16 protein-coding genes are annotated in these 22,941 nt (G+C 72.2%); 14 read left to right on the forward strand and 2 right to left on the reverse strand.

The window, feature by feature from the left end:
• The first annotated feature begins 11 nt into the window (after positions 1–11).
• From carB to QJS33_RS10020, 10 genes are all read left to right on the forward strand, one after another.
• Positions 12–3,314, forward strand: coding sequence for a carbamoyl-phosphate synthase large subunit (gene carB, locus QJS33_RS09975; protein ID WP_306367604.1), 3,303 nt, complete (start codon positions 12–14; stop codon positions 3,312–3,314).
• Between the two features lie 279 nt (positions 3,315–3,593).
• Positions 3,594–4,493, forward strand: a complete 900-nt coding sequence (locus QJS33_RS09980; protein WP_306367605.1) for a dihydroorotate dehydrogenase electron transfer subunit — start codon at positions 3,594–3,596, stop codon at positions 4,491–4,493.
• Between the two features lie 49 nt (positions 4,494–4,542).
• Positions 4,543–5,484, forward strand: coding sequence for a dihydroorotate dehydrogenase (locus QJS33_RS09985; protein WP_306367606.1), 942 nt, complete (start codon positions 4,543–4,545; stop codon positions 5,482–5,484).
• Positions 5,485–5,789: 305 nt separating this feature from the next.
• Positions 5,790–6,497, forward strand: a complete 708-nt coding sequence (pyrF, locus tag QJS33_RS09990; RefSeq protein WP_306367607.1) for an orotidine-5'-phosphate decarboxylase — start codon at positions 5,790–5,792, stop codon at positions 6,495–6,497.
• 310 nt (positions 6,498–6,807) lie between these two features.
• Complete coding sequence (gene mihF, locus QJS33_RS09995) at positions 6,808–7,131, forward strand: integration host factor, actinobacterial type (RefSeq protein WP_073384130.1); 324 nt, start codon at positions 6,808–6,810, stop codon at positions 7,129–7,131.
• A 308-nt stretch (positions 7,132–7,439) separates the two neighbouring features.
• Positions 7,440–8,009 carry a guanylate kinase gene (gmk, locus tag QJS33_RS10000; protein ID WP_306367608.1) on the forward strand — a complete coding sequence of 190 codons (570 nt, stop codon included), beginning with the start codon at positions 7,440–7,442 and terminating at the stop codon, positions 8,007–8,009.
• A gap of 89 nt (positions 8,010–8,098) precedes the next feature.
• Entirely contained in the window at positions 8,099–8,365 is a 267-nt protein-coding gene (gene rpoZ / locus QJS33_RS10005; RefSeq protein ID WP_073384132.1) for a DNA-directed RNA polymerase subunit omega, read from the forward strand.
• Between the two features lie 26 nt (positions 8,366–8,391).
• Positions 8,392–9,612, forward strand: coding sequence for a bifunctional phosphopantothenoylcysteine decarboxylase/phosphopantothenate--cysteine ligase CoaBC (gene coaBC, locus QJS33_RS10010; protein WP_306367609.1), 1,221 nt, complete (start codon positions 8,392–8,394; stop codon positions 9,610–9,612).
• Positions 9,613–9,839: 227 nt separating this feature from the next.
• On the forward strand, positions 9,840–11,033 hold the full coding sequence (gene metK, locus QJS33_RS10015) for a methionine adenosyltransferase (protein ID WP_306367610.1): 1,194 nt from the start codon (positions 9,840–9,842) through the stop codon (positions 11,031–11,033).
• Positions 11,034–11,171: 138 nt separating this feature from the next.
• The gene (locus QJS33_RS10020) at positions 11,172–11,864 is read left to right on the forward strand and encodes a hypothetical protein (protein ID WP_306367611.1); all 693 of its coding nucleotides are present in this window, start codon (positions 11,172–11,174) and stop codon (positions 11,862–11,864) included.
• Positions 11,865–12,486: 622 nt separating this feature from the next.
• Here the strand turns inward: QJS33_RS10020 and QJS33_RS10025 are convergent.
• Positions 12,487–13,722, reverse strand: coding sequence for a DUF349 domain-containing protein (locus QJS33_RS10025; protein WP_306367612.1), 1,236 nt, complete (start codon positions 13,720–13,722; stop codon positions 12,487–12,489).
• Positions 13,723–14,155: 433 nt separating this feature from the next.
• Here QJS33_RS10025 and QJS33_RS10030 point away from each other — a divergent pair, with 433 nt between their 5' ends.
• The 4 genes from QJS33_RS10030 to QJS33_RS10045 all read left to right on the forward strand — a co-directional run bounded on the left by QJS33_RS10030 (position 14,156) and on the right by QJS33_RS10045 (position 20,898).
• Positions 14,156–14,833, forward strand: coding sequence for an MBL fold metallo-hydrolase (locus QJS33_RS10030; protein ID WP_306367613.1), 678 nt, complete (start codon positions 14,156–14,158; stop codon positions 14,831–14,833).
• A 114-nt stretch (positions 14,834–14,947) separates the two neighbouring features.
• Entirely contained in the window at positions 14,948–16,699 is a 1,752-nt protein-coding gene (gene aspS, locus QJS33_RS10035) for an aspartate--tRNA ligase (protein WP_306367614.1), read from the forward strand.
• Between the two features lie 869 nt (positions 16,700–17,568).
• Complete coding sequence (locus tag QJS33_RS10040) at positions 17,569–19,479, forward strand: SpoIIE family protein phosphatase (RefSeq protein WP_372339628.1); 1,911 nt, start codon at positions 17,569–17,571, stop codon at positions 19,477–19,479.
• A gap of 66 nt (positions 19,480–19,545) precedes the next feature.
• A complete protein-coding gene (locus QJS33_RS10045; RefSeq protein ID WP_306367616.1) occupies positions 19,546–20,898 on the forward strand; it encodes a replication-associated recombination protein A in 1,353 nt (450 codons plus the stop codon).
• Positions 20,899–21,176: 278 nt separating this feature from the next.
• Here QJS33_RS10045 and QJS33_RS10050 read toward each other — a convergent pair whose 3' ends face one another.
• A complete protein-coding gene (locus tag QJS33_RS10050; protein ID WP_306367617.1) occupies positions 21,177–22,715 on the reverse strand; it encodes a serine/threonine-protein kinase in 1,539 nt (512 codons plus the stop codon).
• Positions 22,716–22,941 lie beyond the last annotated feature (226 nt).

The following is a 22,941-nucleotide window of genomic DNA, read 5'->3' on the forward strand; positions in this document are numbered from 1 at the left end:
GAAGCAAGAGCATGCCGCGCCGTAGCGACCTCTCCTCCGTCCTCGTGGTCGGATCCGGTCCCATCGTCATCGGGCAGGCGGCCGAGTTCGACTACTCGGGCACCCAGGCCTGCCGGATCCTGCGGGCCGAGGGCCTGCGGGTCATCCTGGTCAACTCCAACCCGGCCACGATCATGACCGACCCCGAGATCGCCGACGCCACCTACGTCGAGCCGATCACCACCGAGATGATCGAGAAGATCATCGCCAAGGAGCGCCCCGACGCCCTGCTGCCCACCCTGGGCGGCCAGACCGCGCTCAACGCCGCCGTCGCCCTGCACGAGGCCGGGATCCTCGACAAGTACGGCGTCGAGCTCATCGGCGCCAACATCGACGCCATCCAGTCCGGCGAGGACCGCGAGAGCTTCAAGCGCATCGTCGAGCGCATCGGCGGCGAGTCCGCCCGCTCCAGCATCTGCCACAGCCTCGACGAGTGCCTGGCGGCCGCCGACGAACTGGGCTACCCGGTCGTCGTGCGCCCGTCCTTCACCATGGGCGGCGCCGGCTCGGGCTTCGCCCACGACGAGGCCGAGCTGCGCCGCATCGCGGGCCAGGGCCTTGCGCTCTCCCCGACCACCGAGGTCCTCCTGGAGGAGTCCATCCTCGGCTGGAAGGAGTACGAGCTCGAACTGATGCGCGACACCAACGACAACGTCGTGGTCGTCTGCTCCATCGAGAACCTCGACCCCATGGGCGTGCACACCGGTGACTCCATCACCGTCGCCCCCGCCATGACCCTCACCGACCGCGAGTACCAGAAGCTCCGCGACATCGGCATCGCGGTCATCCGCGAGGTCGGCGTGGACACCGGCGGCTGCAACATCCAGTTCGCCGTGCACCCCACCACCGGCCGGGTCATCGTCATCGAGATGAACCCCCGCGTCTCGCGCTCCTCGGCACTGGCCTCCAAGGCCACCGGCTTCCCGATCGCCAAGATCGCCGCCAAGCTCGCCGTCGGCTACACCCTCGACGAGATCCCCAACGACATCACCAGGGAGACCCCGGCCAGCTTCGAGCCCACGCTCGACTACGTGGTCGTCAAGGCCCCCCGGTTCGCGTTCGAGAAGTTCCCCGGCGCCGACCCGACGCTCACCACCACCATGAAGTCGGTGGGCGAGGCCATGGCCATCGGCCGCTCCTTCCCCGAGGCCCTCCAGAAGGCCATGCGCTCCCTGGAGAAGCCCGGAGTCGGCTTCACCTGGGCCGGCCCGGTCGGCGACAAGGACGAGCTCGTCCGCGCCGCCGCCGCCCCGACCGAGTTCCGGCTGCGCCAGGTCCAGCAGGCCTTCCGCGCCGGGGCCACCGTCGAGGAGCTGTACGAGTCCACGCGCATCGACCCCTGGTTCCTGGACCAGATGCTGCGCCTGGAGGAGACCGCCCGCGCCCTGGCCGCCGCGCCCAAGCTCGACGCCGACATCCTGCGGGCCGCCAAGGAGATCGGCTTCTCCGACGTCCAGATCGGCGAGATCACCGGCAAGAGCGAGGACGTGGTCCGCGAGCTGCGCCACGCCCTGGGCATCCACCCCGTCTACCTGACCGTGGACACCTGCGCCGCCGAGTTCGAGGCCGCCACGCCGTACCTGTACTCCAGCTACGACGAGGAGACCGAGGTCCCCCTCGGCGACAAGCCCAAGATCATCATCCTGGGCTCGGGCCCCAACCGCATCGGCCAGGGTGTGGAGTTCGACTACTCCTGCGTCCACGCCTCCTTCGCGCTGTCCGAGGCCGGGTACGAGACCGTGATGGTCAACTGCAACCCCGAGACCGTCTCCACCGACTACGACACCAGCGACCGGCTCTACTTCGAGCCGCTCACCCTGGAGGACGTGCTGGAGGTCGTCCGGGCCGAGCAGCTCGCCGGGCCCGTCGCCGGCGTCATCGTGCAGCTGGGCGGCCAGACCCCGCTGGGCCTGGCCCGCCGCCTCAAGGAGGCCGGGGTGCCCATCATCGGGACCAGCCCCGAGGCCATCGACCTGGCCGAGGACCGCGGCGAATTCGGCAAGGTCCTCAACGACGCCGGGCTGCCCGCGCCCAAGTACGGCACCGCCTACTCCTTCGCCGAGGCCAAGGCCGTCGCCGACGAGATCGGCTACCCGGTCATGGTCCGCCCCTCCTACGTGCTGGGCGGCCGCGGCATGGAGATCGTCTACAACGAGACGATGCTCGCCGACTACATCGAGCGCAACGCCGAGGTCAGCCCCGAGCACCCGGTGCTGGTCGACCGCTTCCTCGACGACGCCATCGAGATCGACGTCGACGCCCTCTACGACGGCACCGACCTGTACCTCGGCGGCGTCATGGAGCACATCGAGGAGGCCGGCATCCACTCCGGCGACTCCGCCTGCTCCCTGCCCTCCATCACCCTGGGCAAGGAGGACATCGAGCGGATCCGCTACTCCACCGAGGCCATCGCCCGCGGCACCGGGGTGCGCGGCCTGATCAACGTCCAGTACGCGCTCGCCTCCGGCGTGCTCAACGTCCTGGAGGCCAACCCGCGCGCCTCGCGCACCGTGCCGTTCGTCTCCAAGGCGACCGCCGTGCCGCTGGCCAAGGCCGCCGCCCGCGTCATGGCCGGGGCCACCATCGCCGAGCTGCGCGCCGAGGGCATGCTGCCCGCCACCGGCGACGGCGGCGACCTGCCCGCCGACGCCCCGGTGTCGGTCAAGGAGGCGGTGCTGCCCTTCAACCGGTTCATCGACAAGCAGGGCGAGGGCGTCGACACGATCCTGGGCCCGGAGATGCGCTCCACCGGCGAGGTCATGGGCCTGGACGTGGAGTTCGGCGCGGCCTACGCCAAGTCGCAGCTGGCCGTCACCGGCGACCTGCCCGTCAGCGGCCGGGTGTTCGTGTCGGTGGCCAACCGCGACAAGCGCTCGATGATCTTCCCGGTCAAGCGCCTGGCCGACCTGGGCTTCGAGATCCTCGCCACCGAGGGCACCGCCGTGGTCCTGCGCCGCAACGGCGTTCACGCCACCGTGGTGCGCAAGCACAGCGAGGGCCCCGGCCCCGAGGGCGAGAAGACCATCGTCCAGCTCATCCACGACGGGGACGTCGACCTCATCGTCAACACCCCGTTCGGCGGTGCGGGCCAGGCCGGCCCGCGCCTGGACGGGTACGAGATCCGCACCGCGGCCGTGGTGCGCGCCGTTCCCAGCGTCACCACGGTGCAGGGGCTGGCCGCGGCGGTCCAGGCGATCGAGGCCCGGGTGCGCGGCGACGTCGGGGTGCGCTCCCTCCAGGAGCACGCGCAGGCGCTCACCGAGGGCCGGCGCTGATCCCCGGCCCCCGCGCCGGAGCCCCGGCGGCCGTCGCACCGGTACGGCTCTAGGCTGTAGGGAACCGGACGGCGGGGCGCCGCGGTGGGCACACCGCGGCGCCCCCGGGCACACGGCGCTAGGGCGTGTTCCGTGGGTGCTTTCGTTCGGTTCGGCGCTTGCGCCGAGTGAAGGGAGCGGTTCCCGGGCAATCTCTCGCAAGACGCCCAGCGAGAGGCGGCCTGGACCGCGACCCGGAATGATCCGCGGAACACGCCCCGGAGAGGCCACATCCAGACGATGAGCGACTACGGACCGGTGCAGGTCAGGTGCCCCGTGCTGAACGTGCGCAGGGTGGACGCCTACTACGCCATCACCGTCGTCGCCCCCGGGATCGCCGAGCGGTTCCGCTCGGGCCAGTTCGTGTCGGTGGCGGTGGGCGGCGACCACTCCAGCACGCTGCTGCGGCGTCCCTTCGCCATCCACGACGTCAAGCCCGACTACGGCGGCACCGTCGAGTTCCTGTTCGCGGTGCGCGGCACCGGTACGGCCTGGCTGGCCGAGCGGCGCTCCCGCGACCTGCTCGACGTCGTCGGGCCGCTGGGGCGGCCCTTCCCGCTGCCGCGTGACCCGGTCAACTGTGTTCTGGTCGGCGGCGGCTCGGGCAGCGCCCCGCTGTTCCCGCTGGCGCAGTCGCTGCGCCGCCGGGGCTGCCGGGTGGACTTCGTACTGGGCGGGGCCTCCGCCGACCGGGTGTTCAGCGCCATCACGGCCCGCCGGATCGCCGAGACCGCCGTCTTCACCACCGACGACGGCTCCTTCGGGACCCGGGGCCGGGTCACCGACGTCCTGGGTCGGGTCATCGAGGAGTGCCGTTCCGACGTGGTCTACACCTGCGGCCCCATGCCGATGCTGCGCGCGGTCACCGCCGTCGCCGGCACCCACGGCATCCCCGTGCAGGTGTCGGTCGAGGAGACCATGGCCTGCGGCACCGGGATCTGCATGACCTGCGTGATCCCGGTGGTGGGGGAGGACGGCATCACCCGCATGGTCCGCTCCTGCGTGGACGGCCCGGTGTTCCGGGGTGAGCAGGTGCGCTTCGACGACGTGGGCACCATCCCCTTCGACGCGCTGGGCGCGCCCGGCTGGAAGGGCGCCGGGTCCTCCCGACCCGCCGAGTCGGCCCGCGACATCGCCTGACCGTGCGGACGCGCCCGCCGACCCCACACCACAGATCGGGAAGGACACGGTGAACACAGACCTGAGAGTCCGGCTGGGCGCCCTGGAGCTGCCCAACCCGGTGGTGACCGCCGCCGGGTGCGCCGGTTCGGGCCGCGAGCTGGCCCAGTTCTTCGACATCGCCGACATCGGCGCCGTCACCACCAAGTCCGTGATGCTGGAACCGCACGCCGGACGCCCGGCGCCGCGCATGGCCGAGACGCCCAGCGGCATGCTCAGCACCACCGGCATGCAGGGGCCGGGCGTGGACGTGTTCCTCCAGCGCGACCTGCCGTGGCTGCTGGCCCGGGGCGGGCGGGCCATCGTCTCCGTCGCGGGCTCGGGCACCGCCGAGTTCGGCGAGCTGGCCCGGAGGATCTCCGCGGAACCGGGGGTGGGCGCGATCGAGGTCAACCTGTCGTGCCCGGACCCGGCCGACCCCGACGGGCGCCGGTTCGCCGACGACGCCGCGCGGGCGGCCGCCGTGGTGAGCACCGTGCGTTCGCACGCCCGGTCGGACCTGCCGGTGCTGGCCAAGCTCGCGGCGGACGTACCCGACGTGGTGGCGCTGGCGGTCGCCTGCGCCGAGGCCCGTGCGGACGGCCTGTCGATGATCAACACGGTGCGCGGTATGGCCGTGGACCCGCGGACGCTGCGCCCGGCGGTGGCCGGGGGCATCGGCGGCCTGTCGGGCCCTGCCATCCGGCCGTTGGCGGTGGGCTGCGTGTACCGGGTCCACGAGGCGCTGCCGGAGGTGCCGATCATCGGGATGGGCGGTGTGCGCACCGGGGGCGACGTCGTGGAGTTCATGGCGGCCGGGGCCAGCGCGGTCGCCGTGGGAACGGTCAACTTCTCCGACCCCTCGGCGTGCGTGCGGGTGTTGCGCGAGTTCACCGAGGCGCTGGAGGCCAAGGGCGTCCGCCGGGCCGGGGATCTGGTGGGCGCCGCCCACCGACCCGGGGTCGGGGTGTGAGGGGCCCGCCCGGTCCGCGCATGCCCTGACCGGCCTGAACGGCGCTGAGGTGGCGCTGTGCGATCGAACGCCTGCGCCCCGGTGCGGATGGGTCGGAACTCGGGCAAAGGCCGCCTACGGCCGCGTGGGCGGTCGTTACGGCGAAGTGACCCTCATCGGGCGCATGAAGCGCCCGGTTCTGGGAACCGCACACCATGTCGGTGTGCACAGGACGGTGAACGTGCATTCGTAATCACGTTCGTAAGAACGCGGGCGAATGGGACGCATCGGCCACGGGGCCGATGGCACACGAAAGGGAGTAATCGATGACCGCGCCTTCCGCGCCCATCGCAGTCGCGATCGACGCCAAGGAGATCGAGACCGCTGCGATCTGGGCTTCGGCGGTCGCCCCCCACGTCAGCACGGTCAAGGTGGGGCTGGAGCTCTACCTGCGCTACGGCCCCGAGGTCGTCAGCGCGGTGCGCGGCGCCAACCGGGTCGGTGTCTTCCTCGACCTCAAGCTCCACGACATCCCGGCGACGGTCGCGGGGGCGGCGCGCAGCGTCGCCGGGCTCAAGCCCGCCATCCTGACCGTGCACGCCGGGGGAGGGGCGGACATGGTCCGGGCCGCGGTGGAGGCCGCCCCGGACACCAAGATCGCCGCCGTGACGGTGCTCACCTCGATGGACGAGAAGGACCTGGAGCAGGTGGGGCTGCTCGGACCGGCTCGTGACGCGGTGCGCCGGCTGGCGGTGCTGGCGGTGGGCGCCGGGGCCCGTGCCCTGGTCTGCTCGCCCCAGGAGGTGGCCCTCGTGCGCGCCGAAGTGGGCCCCGACATCACCCTCATCACGCCGGGCGTGCGCCCGGCGGGGGCGGACAAGGGTGATCAGTCGCGGGTGGCGACCCCGGAGGAGGCCATCGCGGCGGGGGCGGACCTTCTGGTCATCGGCCGCCCCATCACCCGGGCGCCGGACCCCGGCGCGGCGGCGGCCGCCATCGCGGAGGCCGTGCGCCGTGCCGGGGCCCGGGTCTGACGCCCGGGGGAGGCCAGATTCGGTCACAGAGGGTCACTGATTCGGTATGTCCTAAATGCGGAATCCGCAGCTGAGAGTGACCCGGCTCACCCCTCTGTGACCTGCGCAGGTGGCATGCTTCGCCACCTGCCCAATCGGGACCAAAGTCCTGATTTTCATCTCTTAATGCAATTGAGTCGCTACTCTACGTAGTTAGTTCGATGAAATAGCCTCTGAAAGGGCACTTTACGTTGCCTAACAGGGGTCAGACCTACTAACTTGCGCAGGCGTCCGCCCTCTACAAACGAGTAGAAATCCGAGGTGACCCGGCGTGGCCCTTCCTCCCCTCACACCCGAGCAGCGCAGCGCGGCTCTTGAGAAGGCCGCCAAGGCCAGAAAAGAGCGCGCTGAGGTCAAGAACAAGCTGAAGAACGGCGGCATCTCGCTGTCCAAGGTGCTCGCCGACGGGCTCAAGGACGACGTCATCGGCAAGATGAAGGTCTCCGCCCTGCTGGAGTCCCTCCCCGGCGTCGGCAAGGTCCGCGCCAAGCAGATCATGGAGCGGCTCAACATCGCCGAGTCCCGCCGCGTCCGCGGCCTGGGCACCAACCAGCGCGCGGCCCTTGAGGCCGAGTTCGGCGACCTCACCAAGTAACACCGCGTCCGCGGACCCCGGGCCGCCGCGTCCCCCACAGTCGCGGCGGGCCGGACCGCGTGCGGTGACCACCCCCAGGTGGACCCGCACCGGGCCGTGACCACGGTCGACCCCTCATCACGGGGCGCACCGCGGTCACGGCCCGGTGGTATAAATGAAGCTTCCCGCGCCCGAACGCGAGGATGAACCCCGCACGCACCCGCCGCCCGCGCGGTGGGCGATCCCGGGCCCGGAGCGGCCCCGTCGCCGAGCGCCCCAGAGCGCGCCGCGGGCGGCCGCCCAGGCCCGAAGGGAAGCCCGCGAGAGCCATGCCCAACCCAGGAGAACAACGGCTGATCGTCCTGTCCGGACCCTCGGGTGTGGGCAAGAGCACGGTCGTGGCCGAGCTGCGCCGGGCCCACCCCGACGTCTGGCTCTCCGTGTCGGCCACCACACGCCGGCCCCGGCCGGGCGAGGTCGACGGCGTGCAGTACCGCTTCGTCGACGACAACGAGTTCGACCGCCTCATCGCCGACGGCGAGCTCCTGGAGTGGGCGAGGTTCGCGGGCAACCGCTACGGCACCCCGCGCCGCCCCGTCGAGGAGCGCCTGGCCGCCGGACTGCCGGTCCTGCTGGAGATCGAACTCCAGGGCGCCCGCCAGATCCGCGAGACCATGCCCGAGGCCCTGCACGTCTTCCTGGCCCCGCCCTCCTGGGAGGAGCTGGTGCGCCGCCTCACCGGGCGCGGCACCGAGTCCGAGGAGGTCGTCCAGCGCCGGCTGGAGGCCGCCAAGGTCGAACTCGCCGCCGAGAAGGAGTTCGACACCACACTCGTCAACACGTCCGTCCAGGACGTGTGCGGCGAACTGCTAGCGTTGATCACCGCTTCCGAGGTGTGATAACGGCGCCGGAACCACCGGTTCCGCGTACTCTGTACACCGCGGCGCACCGCGCCTCGCATCCGACCGTTCCCTGGGGGTAATCGAAAGTGGCTGGAACCGAGCCCGTCGCCGAAGGCATCACCAACCCGCCGATCGACGATCTGCTCGATCTGGTGGACAGCAAGTACAGCCTGGTCACCATGGCCTCCAAGCGGGCCCGCCAGATCAACGCGTACTACGCCCAGCTGGGCGAGGGCCTGCTTGAGTACGTGGGTCCCCTGGTGGAGACCCAGGTCCAGGAGAAGTCCCTGTCCATCGCCCTGCGCGAGATCAAGTCCGGGCTCCTCACCGCGGAGCCCTACGAGGGCACCTGAGATCCGACCTGGTAGAACTCCTGTCTGTGAGTGACACAGGAAGCAAACCCCAGGTCGTCCTCGGCGTCGGCGGCGGCATCGCCGCCTACAAGGTGTGCGAGCTGCTCCGCCGACTGACCGAGTCGGGCCACGAGGTCCGGGTCGTGCCCACGGACGAGGCCCTGCGCTTCGTCGGTGAGCCCACCTGGGCCGCCCTGTCGGGCAACCCCGTGGCCACCGGTGTCTGGGACGCCGTGCACGAGGTCCCGCACGTCCGCATCGGACAGTCCGCGGACCTCGTCCTCGTCGCCCCGGCCACCGCCAACATCCTGGCCAAGGCGGCCGCCGGCCTCGCCGACGACCTGCTGACCAACACCCTGCTCACCGCCCGGTGTCCGGTGGTGTTCGCTCCCGCGATGCACACCGAGATGTGGGAGCACCCGGCCACGCAGGCCAACGTGGCCACCCTGCGCTCGCGCGGCGCCGTCGTCCTGGACCCGGCCGTGGGCCGCCTCACCGGCGCCGACACCGGCCGTGGGCGGCTGCCCGAGCCGGCCGAGCTCTTCGAGGCCGCCCGTCGGGTGCTGCGCCGCGGCGCCACCGCGCCCGACCTGTCCGGGGTCCGCGTCGTGATCTCCGCCGGCGGTACCCGTGAGGCCATCGACCCGGTCCGGTTCATCGGCAACCACTCCTCGGGCAAGCAGGGCCACGCCCTGGCCCGCACCGCCGCCGCCCGGGGCGCCGACGTCACCCTGGTCGCCGCCAACGTCGCCCTGCCCGACCCGGCGGGGGTGCGCGTGGTCCCGGTGTCCTCGGCGGTGGAACTGGCCGAGGCCGTGCGGGCCGAGCGCACCGACGCCGACGTCATCGTGATGAGCGCCGCGGTCGCCGACTTCCGGCCCGCGGCCAGCGTCCCCTCCAAGATCAAGAAGTCCGGCGCCGCGCCCGCCCCCATCGAGCTGGTCGAGAACCCCGACGTACTGGCGGGCCTGGTGGTCTCCCGCGCGGAGGAGGGCACCGAACAGGTCATCGTGGGGTTCGCCGCCGAGACCGATGACGTCATCGCCAACGGCCGTGCCAAACTGGTGAGGAAGGGCTGCGACCTGCTCGTGGTCAACCAGGTCGGCGGCGGCCGCGCCTTCGGCACGGAGGACAACCAGGCCGTGGTCCTGGGGGCCGACGGCAGCGCCGTGGAGATCCCCTACGGACCCAAGGAGGACCTCGCCGACCGGGTGTGGGACCTGGTCGCGGAGCGCCTTCCGAGGTGACCCACCGGAACGGGGGACTGGATTTCCTACCATCGGGTACGCCACACTTCGATCGGGCGTCCGCGATCGGCGAGACCGGCCGGGGAATGCCCTTCCCCACCGGCCCCGTTACAGTGGACCGATAACCAACCGCATCGGTCGGTATTGACCGTCCCGGCAGGCAGTCGGGTCGGGACGTGCCCACCGCCACATGTCAGCCAGCAGCCGCTGCAAGGAGTCACGCAACCGTGTCCCGCCGCCTTTTCACCTCCGAGTCGGTCACCGAGGGCCATCCCGACAAGATGGCCGACCAGATCAGTGACGCGATCCTCGACGCGATGCTCACCCACGACCCGGCCAGCCGTGTCGCAGTCGAGACGTTGATCACCACCGGTCAGGTCCACATCGCGGGTGAGGTCACCACTCAGACCTACGTCGACATCCCCGCCATCGTGCGCGAGACCATCCTCCGGATCGGGTACGACTCGTCCGCCAAGGGGTTCGACGGTGACTCCTGCGGGGTCAACGTCTCCATCGACGCCCAGTCCCCCGACATCGCCCAGGGCGTCGACACCGCCTACGAGGCGCGCGTCGAGCACGAGGACGACGTCCTCAACCGCCAGGGCGCGGGCGACCAGGGCCTGATGTTCGGCTACGCCAACCGGGAGACCCCGGAGCTGATGCCGCTGCCGATCAAGCTGGCCCACTCACTGGCCGAGCGCCTTTCCGAGGTCCGCCGCAACGGCACCGTGCCCTACCTGCGCCCGGACGGCAAGACCCAGGTCACCGTCGAGTACGACGGCCAGACCCCGGTCCGCCTGGACACGGTCGTGGTCTCCAGCCAGCACTCCGCGGACATCAGCCTGGAGGAGCTGCTCACCCCGGACATCCGCGAGCACGTCATCGAGCCGGTGGTGGAGGCGTTCGGCCTGGCGTCCGACGACTACCGCCTGCTCGTCAACCCGACCGGCCGCTTCGAGATCGGCGGTCCGATGGGCGACGCGGGGCTGACCGGCCGCAAGATCATCGTCGACACCTACGGCGGCTACGCCCGCCACGGCGGCGGCGCCTTCTCCGGCAAGGACCCGTCGAAGGTCGACCGCTCGGGCGCCTACGCCATGCGCTGGGTCGCCAAGAACATCGTCGCGGCCGAGCTGGCCGAGCGGGCCGAGGTCCAGGTCGCCTACGCCATCGGCAAGGCGCACCCGGTCGGTGTGTTCATCGAGACCTTCGGCACCGAGAAGGTCGCCCCGGACCTGATCGAGAAGGCCGTCAAGGAGGTCTTCGACCTGCGTCCGGCCGCGATCGTGCGCGACCTCGACCTGCTGCGTCCGATCTACTCCAAGACCGCCGCCTACGGTCACTTCGGCCGTGAGCTGCCGGAGTTCACCTGGGAGAGCACCGACCGCGCCGCGGCCCTGCGCTCCTTCGTGGGGGCCTGAACGCCGACGCACCGACGGTGAGGGGGCGGACGACCGAGGGGTCGTCCGCCCCCTCGCCGCATGTCACACCCGCAAAGTGAACACTCCGTGTTATCAAGTAAATACACATAGCAATGTGCTGTACGCGGAGGAAGCACCATGGCCGTAGCCGCGGCGATGGCGGCACTGGGCCTGGCGGCCCTCGTCGCCTTACCCGGAGTCCAGGAGCCGGACCCGGCGGAGCCCCGGGAGGTGGTCCCCGGCGCAGAGACCCTGCACGTGTCGCTCCACAAGACGGCCGAACACGAGAGGCTGTCGCCGGGGGACCGGGTGGAGTACACGATCGGCGTCCGCAACTCCGGTGCCCGGGCGGTGACCGGGGCCGAGATCGTCCACCACCTGCCCCCGACGATGCGCTACGTCACCGGGACACGGGGCGCCGAGGTGGACGGTGGCCGCGTCGTCTGGAGCCGACCGCTGGAGGCGGGGGAGCGGACCTCGTTCACCGTCACCGGGGAACTGACGGCACTTCCCGAGGGGGCGGGACGCCCGGTCGCCACGGCCTGCCTGCGCTCCGGCGCGGACGGTGTGCTCGTCTCCTGCGCGTCGCAGGAGCACGAGGTGCGCAGATCGCTGCTCCCGCTGTGGGCCGGGGTGACCGCGGCGGTGGTCGGGCTGCTCGCCCTGGCCGGTGGGGGCGCCGTGTTCTACCTGCGCACCCGCCGTCCCCGGCCCGCACCCGCACCGTCCGGGGCCCCCGACCCCGACCCCGAGCCGGTGCCCGACGGCGACACCCGCCCCGGGGCCACCGTCCACCGGCTGGACGCCCACCGCCAGGGCGTGTCCGGCTGATCACTCCGGGCCCGCCCTTCGCCGCCCTCGGCGGACGCCTTCGGCGCGGTACCGTCACGGAGCCGTGGGGCCGCCTCCCGCTGCGCCGCCTTCGCTCGGGCGGTCGCTCCCGGGCCGACCTGCGCCCGTCGCTGCTCTCGGTGGATGTTTTCGGCGCGGTACCGTCACGGAGCCGTGGGGCCGCCTCCCGCTGCGCCGCCTTCGCTCGGGCGGCCGATCCCCCGGATGGTGTCCCGCCGAGTGGTGTGACTTTTCCGGCTCCGTCCTGACGGGCGCGTCGGCGGCGGCCTCCGGAGCGGCGTGCGGCCGCATACGGCGACCCGTCCACCCCGGCCAACGGCCCACCGGCGCGCAGCGGCCGCCCGGCATCGGCCAGCATCGCGATGACCTGCAAGGACGCAGTCGCACGCAGGTCATACCGCTCCAGGGGACGTGACCGCCCCCCGGGCCGACCTGCGCCCGTCGTCCTGCGAGGGATCGCCTCGCGGCCGCTCCCGGCACCCGGCACCCGGCGCGAGCGTCGAGCCGCTCGAAGGCATCCGCCGAACACGCCCTGGCCGCAAAAGGGCGGGTCCCGCGTCCTTTCGGACACCGGACCCGCCCGCACGTACCGGGGTCGGGCTCAGCTCAGGTCGCCGAGCGCCTTCTCCGCCTCGGCCAGCCACGAGCGGCGGGCCTCCAGCGCCTCCTCGGCCTCCCTGATGCGACGGGCGTCGTTGTTCGCCCGCGCCTTCTCCAGCTTCTTCTCCAGGTCGGCGATCGCCGTGGACAGCTGCGCCACGGTGTCCCGCGCCCGGGCCTGGGCCTCGGGGTTCTTGCGCTCCCACTCCGACTCCTCGGCGCGGCGCACCTCGTCCTCGATCTGGCGGAAGGAGCCCTCCAGCCGGTCGCGCGCGTCACGCGGCAGTTCCCCGGCCTCCTCCCAGGCCTCCTGGAAGTCGCGCAGCCGGGCGCGGGCCCGGCGCGGGTCCGAGATCAGCCCGCGGATCTCGGTCTGCGCCTCGGCCAGGATCTTCTCCTTGGCGTCGGCGTTGACCCGCAGCTCCGCGTCCCGCTCGGCGAAGACCGCGTTGCGGGCGTCGAAGAACGTGTCCTGGGCGGCCTTGAACCGGGCCCACAGGCGGTCCTCGCTGGTCCGGTCGGCACGGCCGGTCCGCTTCCACTGCTGCATCAGGTCGCGGTAGGCGCGGGCGGTCTCGCCCCACTCGGTGGACCCGGACAGGGACTCGGCCTCGGCGACGATGCGCTCCTTCTCGGACCGCACCGACTCCCGCTCGTGGTCCAGATTGGCGAAGTACGCCTTGCGCCGCTTGGAGAAGGAGTTGCGCGCCGCCGACATGCGCTTCCACAGCGCCTGCTCGGTCGGACGGTCGGCCCGCGGGGCCTTCTTCCACTCCTCGATCAGCTGGAGCATCCGCTCGCCGCCGGACTTCCAGTGCGTCGTCTCGACGGCGACCCGCTCCGCCTCGGCGACGATGCGCTCCTTGATCTCCCGGGCCTCGCCGCGCGCCCGCTCCTGGGCCTGCTTCTGCTCGACCTTGCGGGTCTCGGCGCGTTCGGCCAGCGCGTCCAGCCGGCGGGTGAGGGCGTCCAGGTCGCCGACGGCGTGCGCCTCCCGTACGGCCGAGCGCAGCTTGTCGATGTTCGACATCGCGGCGGCGGCGGACAGGTCGGTGGTGTTGAGCCGCTTCTCCAGCAGCTCAACCTCGGTGACCAGGGAGTCGTACTTGCGGCGGAAGAAGGCCAGGGCCTCCTCCGGCTCCCCGGCCTGCCACGATCCGACGACCCGCTCGCCTTCGCTCGTGCGCACGTAGACCGTGCCGTCGTCGTCTACGCGGCCCCAAGGGTCCGTGGTCACCGTGTCCTCCTGCTGTCATGAACCCGCGGAGAGCGGGTTCTGGTCGTCGCGGTGTCCCTCGCCGATCCGTGATGGAAACCACTGTGCTGACCACGGTATCCATCCGATTCGATGATGACGGCGCGCCGTGTCTCATCCATCCGGGCGGGCATTTCCGGAGCCCGCCGTCGGTGTCCCCGTCGTGCCGGTCCGGAACCGAGAACCGACGGCCCGCTTTTCCGGAAGAGGCGCAGGTCGGGGCCCGGTGCACACGGGACGGTGCCCAATATGGCATTACCACGCGCTTTGGCAAAGAGTCCGGGCGTGTGCGGTGATCGAATGGTGATCAAAAGAGCGCACGGGCGTGCCCTTCCGGTCGCCCCGGCCCCGTTCACGTCGGTAGGCTCTGGGTACCCGCCGCATCACCCGACCGAGGAACAGGACGCCACCCGCCGTGCTCATCGCCGCGCTACCCACCGGACCCCTCGCCGCGAACTGCTACGTCCCGGCGGCGGCTCCGAACGGTGAGTGCGTGGTCGTCGACCCCGGGCAGGACGCGGCCGAGCCCATCGCCAAGGTCCTGGCCGAGCACGGGTTGACCCCCGTCGCGGTCCTGCTCACCCACGGGCACTTCGACCACGTGTGGTCGGCGGCCGAGATCGCCGACGCCCACGGCATCCCGGTGTACGTGCACGCGGCCGACCGCGCCCTGTTCACCGACCCGGGCCGGGGCGTGGACGGCGCCTTCGCCGCGCAGCTGGCCGTCCTGCTGGGCCCGGGCCCCTACCGCGAGCCCGCCCGTGTGGTGGAGGTCTCCGACGGCGAGGTCCTGTCCCTGGGCGGTGTGGACTACACGGTCGCCCACACCCCGGGGCACACCCCCGGGTCGGTCGTCTACACCACCCGCAGCGACGACGGCGTCCCGGTGATGTTCGCCGGCGACCTGGTCTTCGCCGGCTCCATCGGCCGCACCGATTTCCCGGGGGGCGACCCCGCCGCCATGACGCGCAGCCTCGCCGCCGCCGTGCTGGGCGCCGACGACGACACCCGCGTCCTGCCGGGCCACGGCCCGGCCACCACCGTGGGCCGCGAGCGCGCCACCAATCCGTACCTGCGCGATATCGCCGGTTGATCCGCCGTTCGGTCCGCGGCCCGCGCCCGGGCCGGGAATCCCCGGGCCGACCCGTGCCCCGGTGCAGGTCGGGCAGACTTGACACGTACTCGAAGACGTCGAAGGAGAAGTTCGTTGATACGCACGCATGAAGCAGGTGCGTTGCGCGCCGAGAACGCCGGTGAGAGCGTCGTGCTCGCCGGCTGGGTGGCCCGCCGCCGCGACCACGGTGGCGTGGTCTTCCTCGACCTGCGCGAGGCCTCCGGCGTGGTCCAGGTCGTCGTCCGCGAGGACGACCTCGCGCACGACCTGCGCGCGGAGTACTGCATCAAGGTCACCGGCTCGGTCCGGGTCCGCCCCGAGGGCAACGAGAACCCCGACATCCCGACCGGCGCCGTCGAGGTCGTCGCCGACGAGATCGAGGTGCTCAGCGAGGCCGCCCCGCTGCCCTTCCAGCTCGACAGCGCCTCCGACGTGGCCGAGGAGACCCGGCTGCGCTACCGCTACCTGGACATCCGGCGCTCGGAGATGGCCCAGAACCTGCGCATCCGCTCCAAGGCGACCTACATCGCCCACGAGACCATGCGCGACCTGGGGTTCACCTACATCGAGACCCCGTACATGACGCGCTCCACGCCGGAGGGCGCCCGCGACTTCCTGGTCCCGGTCCGCCTCCAGCCGGGCCACTGGTACGCACTCCCGCAGTCGCCGCAGCTGTTCAAGCAGCTGCTCATGGTCGGCGGCATGGAGCGCTACTACCAGCTCACCCGCTGCTTCCGCGACGAGGACCTGCGTGCCGACCGCCAGCCGGAGTTCACCCAGATCGACCTGGAGATGAGCTTCGTCGACGAGGAGGACATCTTCGCCGTCGGCGAGCAGCTGTTCACCCGGCTGCTGCGCGAGGTGCGCGGCATCGAGCTGCCCGAGCACTTCCCGCGGATGCGCTTCGCCGAGGCCATGGACCGGTTCGGCTCCGACAAGCCCGACCTGCGATTCGGCCAGGAGCTGGTCGAGATGACCGGCTACTTCGCCGACACCACCTTCCGGGTGTTCCAGGCCCCGTACGTGGGCGCCGTGGTCATGCCGGGCGGCGCGTCCCAGACCCGCAAGGAGCTGGACGCCTGGCAGGACTGGGCGCGCTCGCGCGGGGCCAGGGGCCTGGCCTACGTGCTGGTCCAGGAGGACGGCACCCTGGGCGGCCCGGTGGCCAAGAACCTGTCGGACGCCGAGCGGGAGGGCCTGGCCGCGAAGGTCGGCGCCGTCCCGGGCGACGCGGTGTTCTTCGCCGCGGGCAAGCGGTTCGAGGCCCAGGAACTGCTGGGCGCGGCCCGCCTGGAGATCGGCCGCCGCTGCGGCCTGATCGACGAGTCCCGCTGGGAGATCCTCTGGATCACCGACATGCCGCTGTTCGAGGAGGCCGACGAGGAGGGCTCCTGGAAGCCGGTGCACCACCCGTTCACCGCCCCGGCCGTCGAGGACGCCGACGACTTCCAGGACCACCCGGGCACGACGAACTCGCGCGCCTTCGACCTGGTGCTCAACGGCTACGAGCTGGTCTCCGGCTCGATCCGTATCCACCGGGCCGAGATGCAGCAGCGCGTCTTCGACACGATCGGCCTGAGCAAGGAGGAGGCCGAGTCCAAGTTCGGCTTCCTGCTGGAGGCGTTCAAGTTCGGCCCGCCGCCGCACGGCGGTCTGGCCGTGGGCTGGGACCGGATCATCATGCTGCTCGCCGGGCAGCCGACGATCCGCGAGGTCATCGCGTTCCCCAAGACCGCTTCCGGCGGCGACCCGCTGACCGGCGCCCCGACGCCGATCACCGCGGAACAGCGGGCCGAGGCCGGGGTGGACGTCGACCCGGAGGCCGAGGAGACCGAGCAGGCCTGAACCCGGTGACCGGGTTCGCGGGGGCGGTGCGCGTCGGCGCGCCGCCCCCGTTCTTTTCGGGTGGGCACGCGAACCCGCCGCCCTTTTGAAAGGGGCCGTGTGCGACACGGTTCCACTTCGGGGTCCGCTGCACGGGCCGGCCGTGAATTCCGGGATTCGCCGAGGCGGCCCGGGCCGGGGGCAGGCGGCCGACCTGTGCATTCGCCCGGGAGCGGGGCGGTGCCCGCGACCCTTGCCGCGCCGCCCGTCCCGCGACCGCCCGATACTTTCGGGAGCTCCACAAAACGGTCATAGGTGACCTATGTGATGGAATTCCTCGGCTTTCCTGGAAAAACCTGGCCGAACATGGCCTCGTGTGACTCCTGTGGATGCGCCCGGCCTTCGCATCCCCTACGGTTGGGGGCGAATCACCCTTCCCCACCACCAAGTGCCGGCGTCCTCGGGAGTGGTCGCGCGGTACGACGGGGGTCTCGTCGCATCGGTGGGCGGAAATGGTGGTGGAGTGCCTTCTGCGCCACCGAGTCACGCGAGCGTAACGATTTGTGCACCGGGGTCGGCCCCGCCGGCCCGTGGGCCCGTGTACGCCGAACACCCCCATGCCGGTGGACCGTGCCGACCCGTGCCGCACGAGGTCGCACGGGTGGTGCGGGCGGGCGGCGGAGCCGGCCGCCTCCAGTGCGCTCCCCGGATACCGCCCCGCCCCCGACACTAGAATGAGCCGAATCGGAATGTCCGCAGGGGTGACCGTGCCCGGGCACGGGTGTGACGTCCGAGACGACATGAGGATTGAGTCCGTGAACGAAGAACGTGCTGTAGGTGGTGGTGCGGAGGGCGCGCTGGCCGGGGCGTTCCTGCACGCGCCCGAGCCCATGGTGCTCACCGCGGCCGATGGCTCGATCCGCCACGCCAACCACGCCTTCCGCGCACTCGTCGACCGTGCGGCCGACGACCTGGCGGGCCGTCGCTGGTACGACCTGCTCGACGGGGACGACGGCCGCGCCGCCCGCTTCCACCAGGAGTCCCTGACCCACCGCACGTCCCCGAACGGCCGACCGCTCCGCCGCCTGCGGATCTCCGTCACCGCCAAGGCCGCCCGCCTGGCCGAGGCCGAGGTACTGCCGGTGGACGCCGGGTCCGCCGTGGTGCTCGTACACGTGCTGTCCACCGAGGAGACCGACCTGCGGGTCATCGGTGAGCTGCGCACCGACAACTCCGACTCCGTCCTGTGGAGCCTGGACCTGGGCAGCGGCCGACTGCACGAACTCTTCGGCCCCACCCCGCTCGGCTCGCTGCTGGCCGGGGAGGACCGCGAGCTGGACCGCATCCTGGAGCGCGTCCACCCCGACGACATCGCCCGGGTCCGCGACGCCATGGCCGCCTCCTTCGCCGGACGCGACTACGAGCAGCGCTTCCGGGTCTTCGACCGCCTCGGCGACGAGCGCTCCCTGCACGTGCGCGCCCGGTTCGTGCCGGGCGAGCCCGACCGCCTCGTCGGCATCGTCGACGACGTCACCGAGCACGTCCAGCTGGTGCGCCGCCTGGCCGACCGCCGCCGCACCGAGGCCGAGCACGGCCGCCTGGTCACCGAGCTGTCGTCCAAGCTCGTCTCGGCCACCACCGTCGACAAGGTCATGGACCTGCTCAGCGAGGAGTTCCTGCCGATCTTCGGCGGTTACAAGGCCACCGCCATGTACGTGGAGAACGGGATGCTGCGCACCTCGCCCGGAGCCCGCGGCCGCGGCAACAACGCCCTCATCGACGGCCGCAGCGCCTACGACACCGACTTCCCCATGGGCGCCGTCATCCAGGACCGCCAGCCCCGCTTCTTCGAGAGCCGCTCCGAGGTGGTCAGCCGCTTCCCCGCCGCCGCCGACCTCATGCGCCGCAACGACTCCAAGTCCCAGGCCTGGGCGACCGTGCCGATCTTCGGCGACGGCAAGGTCGCCCTGGGCGTCTGGCAGATGGTGTGGGACCGCCCCCACCACGCCAGCCGCGACGAGCGCGCCCTCATGCTCACCTTCGCCGGGCTGGCCGGCCAGGCGCTCCAGCGCATCAAGGCCCAGCAGGCCGAGCTGGAGCTGGCCGACGCCGTGCAGCGGCGCATGCTTCCCCGCGAGGTCGCCAGCTTCCCCGACCTGGACATCGCCACCAAGTACCTGCCCTCCCGGGCGGACTGGCGCATCTGCGGCGACTTCTACGACGTCGTCGAACTGCCCGAGGGCCGGGTCGGCCTGCTGGTCGGCGACGTGCAGGGCCACGGTGTGGAGGCGGCCGCCGCCATGGGCCAGATCCGAGCCGCCTTCCGCGCCTACGCCAGCAACCAGTCCGACCCCGGCGTGGTCCTGGGCGAGACCAACCGGCTGCTCACCGACACCGGCGAGATCGTCTTCGCCACCTGCGGCTACCTGGTCCTGGAGCGGGCCACCGGCGCCATGCAGGCCGCCTGGGCGGGGCAGCCGCCGGCCATCCTGGCCGGCCCCGACGGCTACGAGGTGTGGGGACCCGAGACCGGGCCGCCGCTGGGCGTGCTGCCCGACACGGTCTACCCGGTCACCGCACGGGTCCTGGACCCGGGCACCACTTTGCTGCTGTGCACGGACGGGCTGGTGGAGAGCACCGACGTGCTCATGGAGGTCGGCCTGGACAAGGTCGGCGCCGCCCTGGTCGAGCACTGCGAGGACCCCGAGGGCGCCGCCCACGTCCTGGCCGAGATGGCCCCCGCCGGGCGCGGCGACGACATCGCCCTCCTCGTCGCCCGGATGCGCCGCCCGGCCGCCTGAGGGCGGCTCCCGGGCCGCGGCGCCGTACCGGCCGCGAACGTCACCGCCACCGCCTACCCTGGACGGGTGTCTGCAACTCTGTTCGACGATGCCGGGGCCGAGGCGGCCAAGGGGCAGGAACCGCTGGCCGTGCGCATGCGGCCGCGCACCCTTGACGAGGTGATGGGCCAGGGCCACCTGTTGGGCGAGGGCAGCCCGCTGCGCCGCCTGGTCGAGGACGACGCACCCATGTCCGTGTTCCTGTGGGGCCCGCCCGGGACGGGCAAGACCACCCTGGCCACCGTGGTCAGCAGGGCCACCAAGCGCCGTTTCGTGGAGCTGTCCGCGGTCAGCGCCGGGGTCAAGGACGTGCGTGCGGTCATCGAGGAGGCCCGCCGCCGGATGGGCATGAACGGCACCCGCACCCTGCTGTTCGTCGACGAGGTCCACCGGTTCAACAAGACCCAGCAGGACGCGCTGCTGCCCGCCGTGGAGAACCGGTGGGTCAGTTTCATCGGCGCGACCACCGAGAACCCCTTCTTCTCCGTGGTCGGCCCGCTGCTGTCCCGCTCCCTGCTGCTCACCCTGGAGTCCCTGGACGACGCGGACGTGCACACCCTGCTGGAGCGGGCGCTCGCCGACGAGCGCGGCCTGGCCGGGCGCTACACACTCACCGGCGAGGCCGCCGACGACCTGGTCCGGCTGGCCGGCGGCGACGGCCGCCGCTCCCTCACCTACCTGGAGGCCGCGGCCCTGGTGGCCGGTCCGCCCGCCGCCGAGCCGGTCGAGATCACCGCCGCCCACCTCGAACGGGCCGTGGACCGCCACGCCGTGCGCTACGACCGCTCCGGGGACCAGCACTACGACGTCGTCAGCGCGTTCATCAAGAGCATGCGCGGCAGCGACCCCGACGCCGCCCTGCACTACCTGGCCCGCATGATCGAGGCGGGGGAGGACCCCCGGTTCATCGCCCGCCGCATCGTCGTGCACGCCAGCGAGGACGTCGGCATGGCCGATCCCACCGCGCTCCAGACGGCCGTCGCCGCCGCGCAGGCGGTCGAGCTCGTCGGTATGCCCGAGGCGCGCATCAACCTGGCCCAGGCCGTCATCCACATCAGTGTGGCGCCCAAGTCCAATGCGGTGATCAGCGCCATCGGAGAGGCCATCGCCGACGTCCGCGCCGGGCGGGCCGGGCCGGTCCCGCGCCACCTGCGCGACGGCCACTCCAAGGGGTCCAAGGAGCTGGGCCACGGCAAGGGCTACCTCTACGCCCACGACCACCCCGGCGGTGTCGCCCCCCAGGTCCACGCCCCCGAGGGCCTGGTGGGCCGCGAGTACTACCGCCCCACCGAGCACGGCGCCGAACGCCGTGTCTCGGAGGTGCTGCGCCGCATCAAGGAAGTCCTGCGCGGCGGCCGCCCCGACGCCCAGGACCCCTGATCCGACCCGGGCCAGGGCGTCCACGGGGTGCTGGAGGTCCGAAGCGGACGTCTTCGAGGAACGGCCGGTGGCCGCAGGCCGTTCGTCGAGGGCGGCGGGCGGCGACGGGCGGGCGGGGATGTGGGTGTGGGGCCGAGGGTTCCCGTTCCCCGGGTGCCCGAGCACGGCCAAGGGAGGGGGCGCCGGCCGCAGGCCGTCCGTGAGCGGGTGGTTCGTGGCCGTGGGCCGTTCGTCGAGGGCGGCGGACGGGCGGAACGGAGGGCCGAAAAGGGTACCGACTAGTCGGTGAACAGTTCGGTGACCTGGACGATCTCCCGCGGTTCACCCTCGGCGGCCTCCTCCTCGGCGAAGGTGACCTCCACGATCACCACCGGCCCCCACGACAGGTAGTCGATGAAGTCCCGGCCGGTCAGTTCCCAGGTGCCGCGCCCCTCCTCGTCCAGGAAGACGTGGTCGGGGGCGGCGCAGAACTTGGCGCACAGCACCTCGGCCTCGGGGTCGATCACGGCGGCGGCCGGTTCCCCGGCCTCCTCCCACTCCGCCGCCCAGTCCTGGTGGGTGGGCACGCCCCGGCCGCGCTGCGGTTCGTCCTCGCGGTCCACCGGGGTGTACACCCACGGCCCCTCCACGACGTCCTCCTGCTCGGCGGGGTCGAACCGCACCACCAGCGTCCGGGGCTCCTCCTCAGGGGAAGGTGCGGGGGAGGCGTCCTCCTCGGCGGTGTCGACCACCAGCGCCTCGTCGTCGGAGGGGCCCACCAGCCGGGACACCCCCCATACGCCCGCGCCCACCAGCACCGCGACGAGCGCGCCGGCGCCCACCATGAGCGGCACCCGCTGGGAGCGCCGCCGCGGCGGACGCCCCTCCAACCGGATCACCCTCGGCACCCGCTGGTCCGGCTCGACCGCCCGCCACTCGCGCTCCATCAGGACGGCCACCTCCTCGCGGTCGGGGGGCCCGGAGCTCTCGCGGCCGTTCTCCCGCTGCCAGACGGCCAGGACCGAGCCGATCACCTCATGCAGGCTGGGCCGCGCGGCCGGATCGGGGTCCAGGGACCGGGACACCAGCGGCACCAGCCCCTTGGGCAGCCCGGTCAGGTTGTGCTCCCCGGCCGCGACGCGCCCGGCGATCTCCTCGGGCTCACCCGGGCCGAACGGCAGCCGCCCGGTGCCCGCGTAGGCGGTGACCGCTCCCCAGGCGAACACATCGGCGGCGGGGGAGGCCGCCGCGCCCCGGTACCGTTCCGGGCTCAGCCACGTGGCGCCCGAACCGCTCGTGTGGGCGTCGGCGACCGCGCAGTCCATGATGTGCGGCCCGTGCGACTCCAGCAGTACCCGCTCGTGGTTGAGCGACCCGTGCGCGATGCCCCGGGCGTGCAGCGCGGACAACCCCTCGGCCAGGCCCACGGCCAGCGCCAGCAGCTTGCCGGTGCCCAGGCCGCCGCGCCTGGTGATGAAGTGCGAGAGCCGCTGCCCCTCCATGTACGGCATCGCCAGCCACGGTCGGTCGGCCCGGCCGTCGAACGCCAGGGGTACCACCACGCGCGCCGGGTCCACCTGCGCCAGCGCGGTCAGCCGCCGCACCAGCGCCTCGCGTTCGGACTCCCCGGCCGGGGTCTTGACGACCTTCACCGCGACCAGCCGCTCGCCCGCGGTGGGCGAGGCCGCGTCCACCGCGGCGTAGACCGTTCCGGACGCCCCCTGCCCCAGCCGTCCGAGGACGAGGTAGGGGCCTATCCGCGTCGGGTCGTCCGGATACAGCGGGGGAAGGTGCTCCGGTACCAGTACGGAGATCTCTCGGGGAGAACGAGGGCTCATGGGTGTCCTGTCGCGATGCTTCTGGGCCGACGGGGCGGCGGAGTGTCCGGACATCGTAGTGAAGATCCCGCTCCATGGTCATTCTCCCGAAAACGGGGAGTGGAGTCGACGCCCGAGTCCTGCACCGGCCACCGGCCGGCGGCCGGTCGGGCCGCGCACGGCGAGGCCCGCGCACGTCCGTCTGCCCGACGCGATATGGTCGGCCGGAACCCGTCGGTTCGGACGC

Origin of the sequence: Nocardiopsis sp. CC223A, from assembly GCF_030766825.1 — a bacterium.
Taxonomy (GTDB): Bacteria; Actinomycetota; Actinomycetes; order Streptosporangiales; family Streptosporangiaceae; genus Nocardiopsis.

Excerpts from the sequence above, each read along its gene's own strand:
- pyrF (WP_306367607.1), top strand. The coding sequence starts at position 5,790 with ATGACCGCGCCTTCCGCGCCCATCGCAGTCGCGATCGACGCCAAGGAG.
- gmk (WP_306367608.1), top strand. The coding sequence starts at position 7,440 with ATGCCCAACCCAGGAGAACAACGGCTGATCGTCCTGTCCGGACCCTCG.
- QJS33_RS09980 (WP_306367605.1), top strand. The coding sequence starts at position 3,594 with ATGAGCGACTACGGACCGGTGCAGGTCAGGTGCCCCGTGCTGAACGTG.
- carB (WP_306367604.1), top strand. The coding sequence starts at position 12 with ATGCCGCGCCGTAGCGACCTCTCCTCCGTCCTCGTGGTCGGATCCGGT.
- QJS33_RS10050 (WP_306367617.1), bottom strand. The coding sequence starts at position 22,715 with ATGAGCCCTCGTTCTCCCCGAGAGATCTCCGTACTGGTACCGGAGCAC.
- QJS33_RS10020 (WP_306367611.1), top strand. The coding sequence starts at position 11,172 with ATGGCCGTAGCCGCGGCGATGGCGGCACTGGGCCTGGCGGCCCTCGTC.
- QJS33_RS10040 (WP_372339628.1), top strand. The coding sequence starts at position 17,569 with ATGGTGCTCACCGCGGCCGATGGCTCGATCCGCCACGCCAACCACGCC.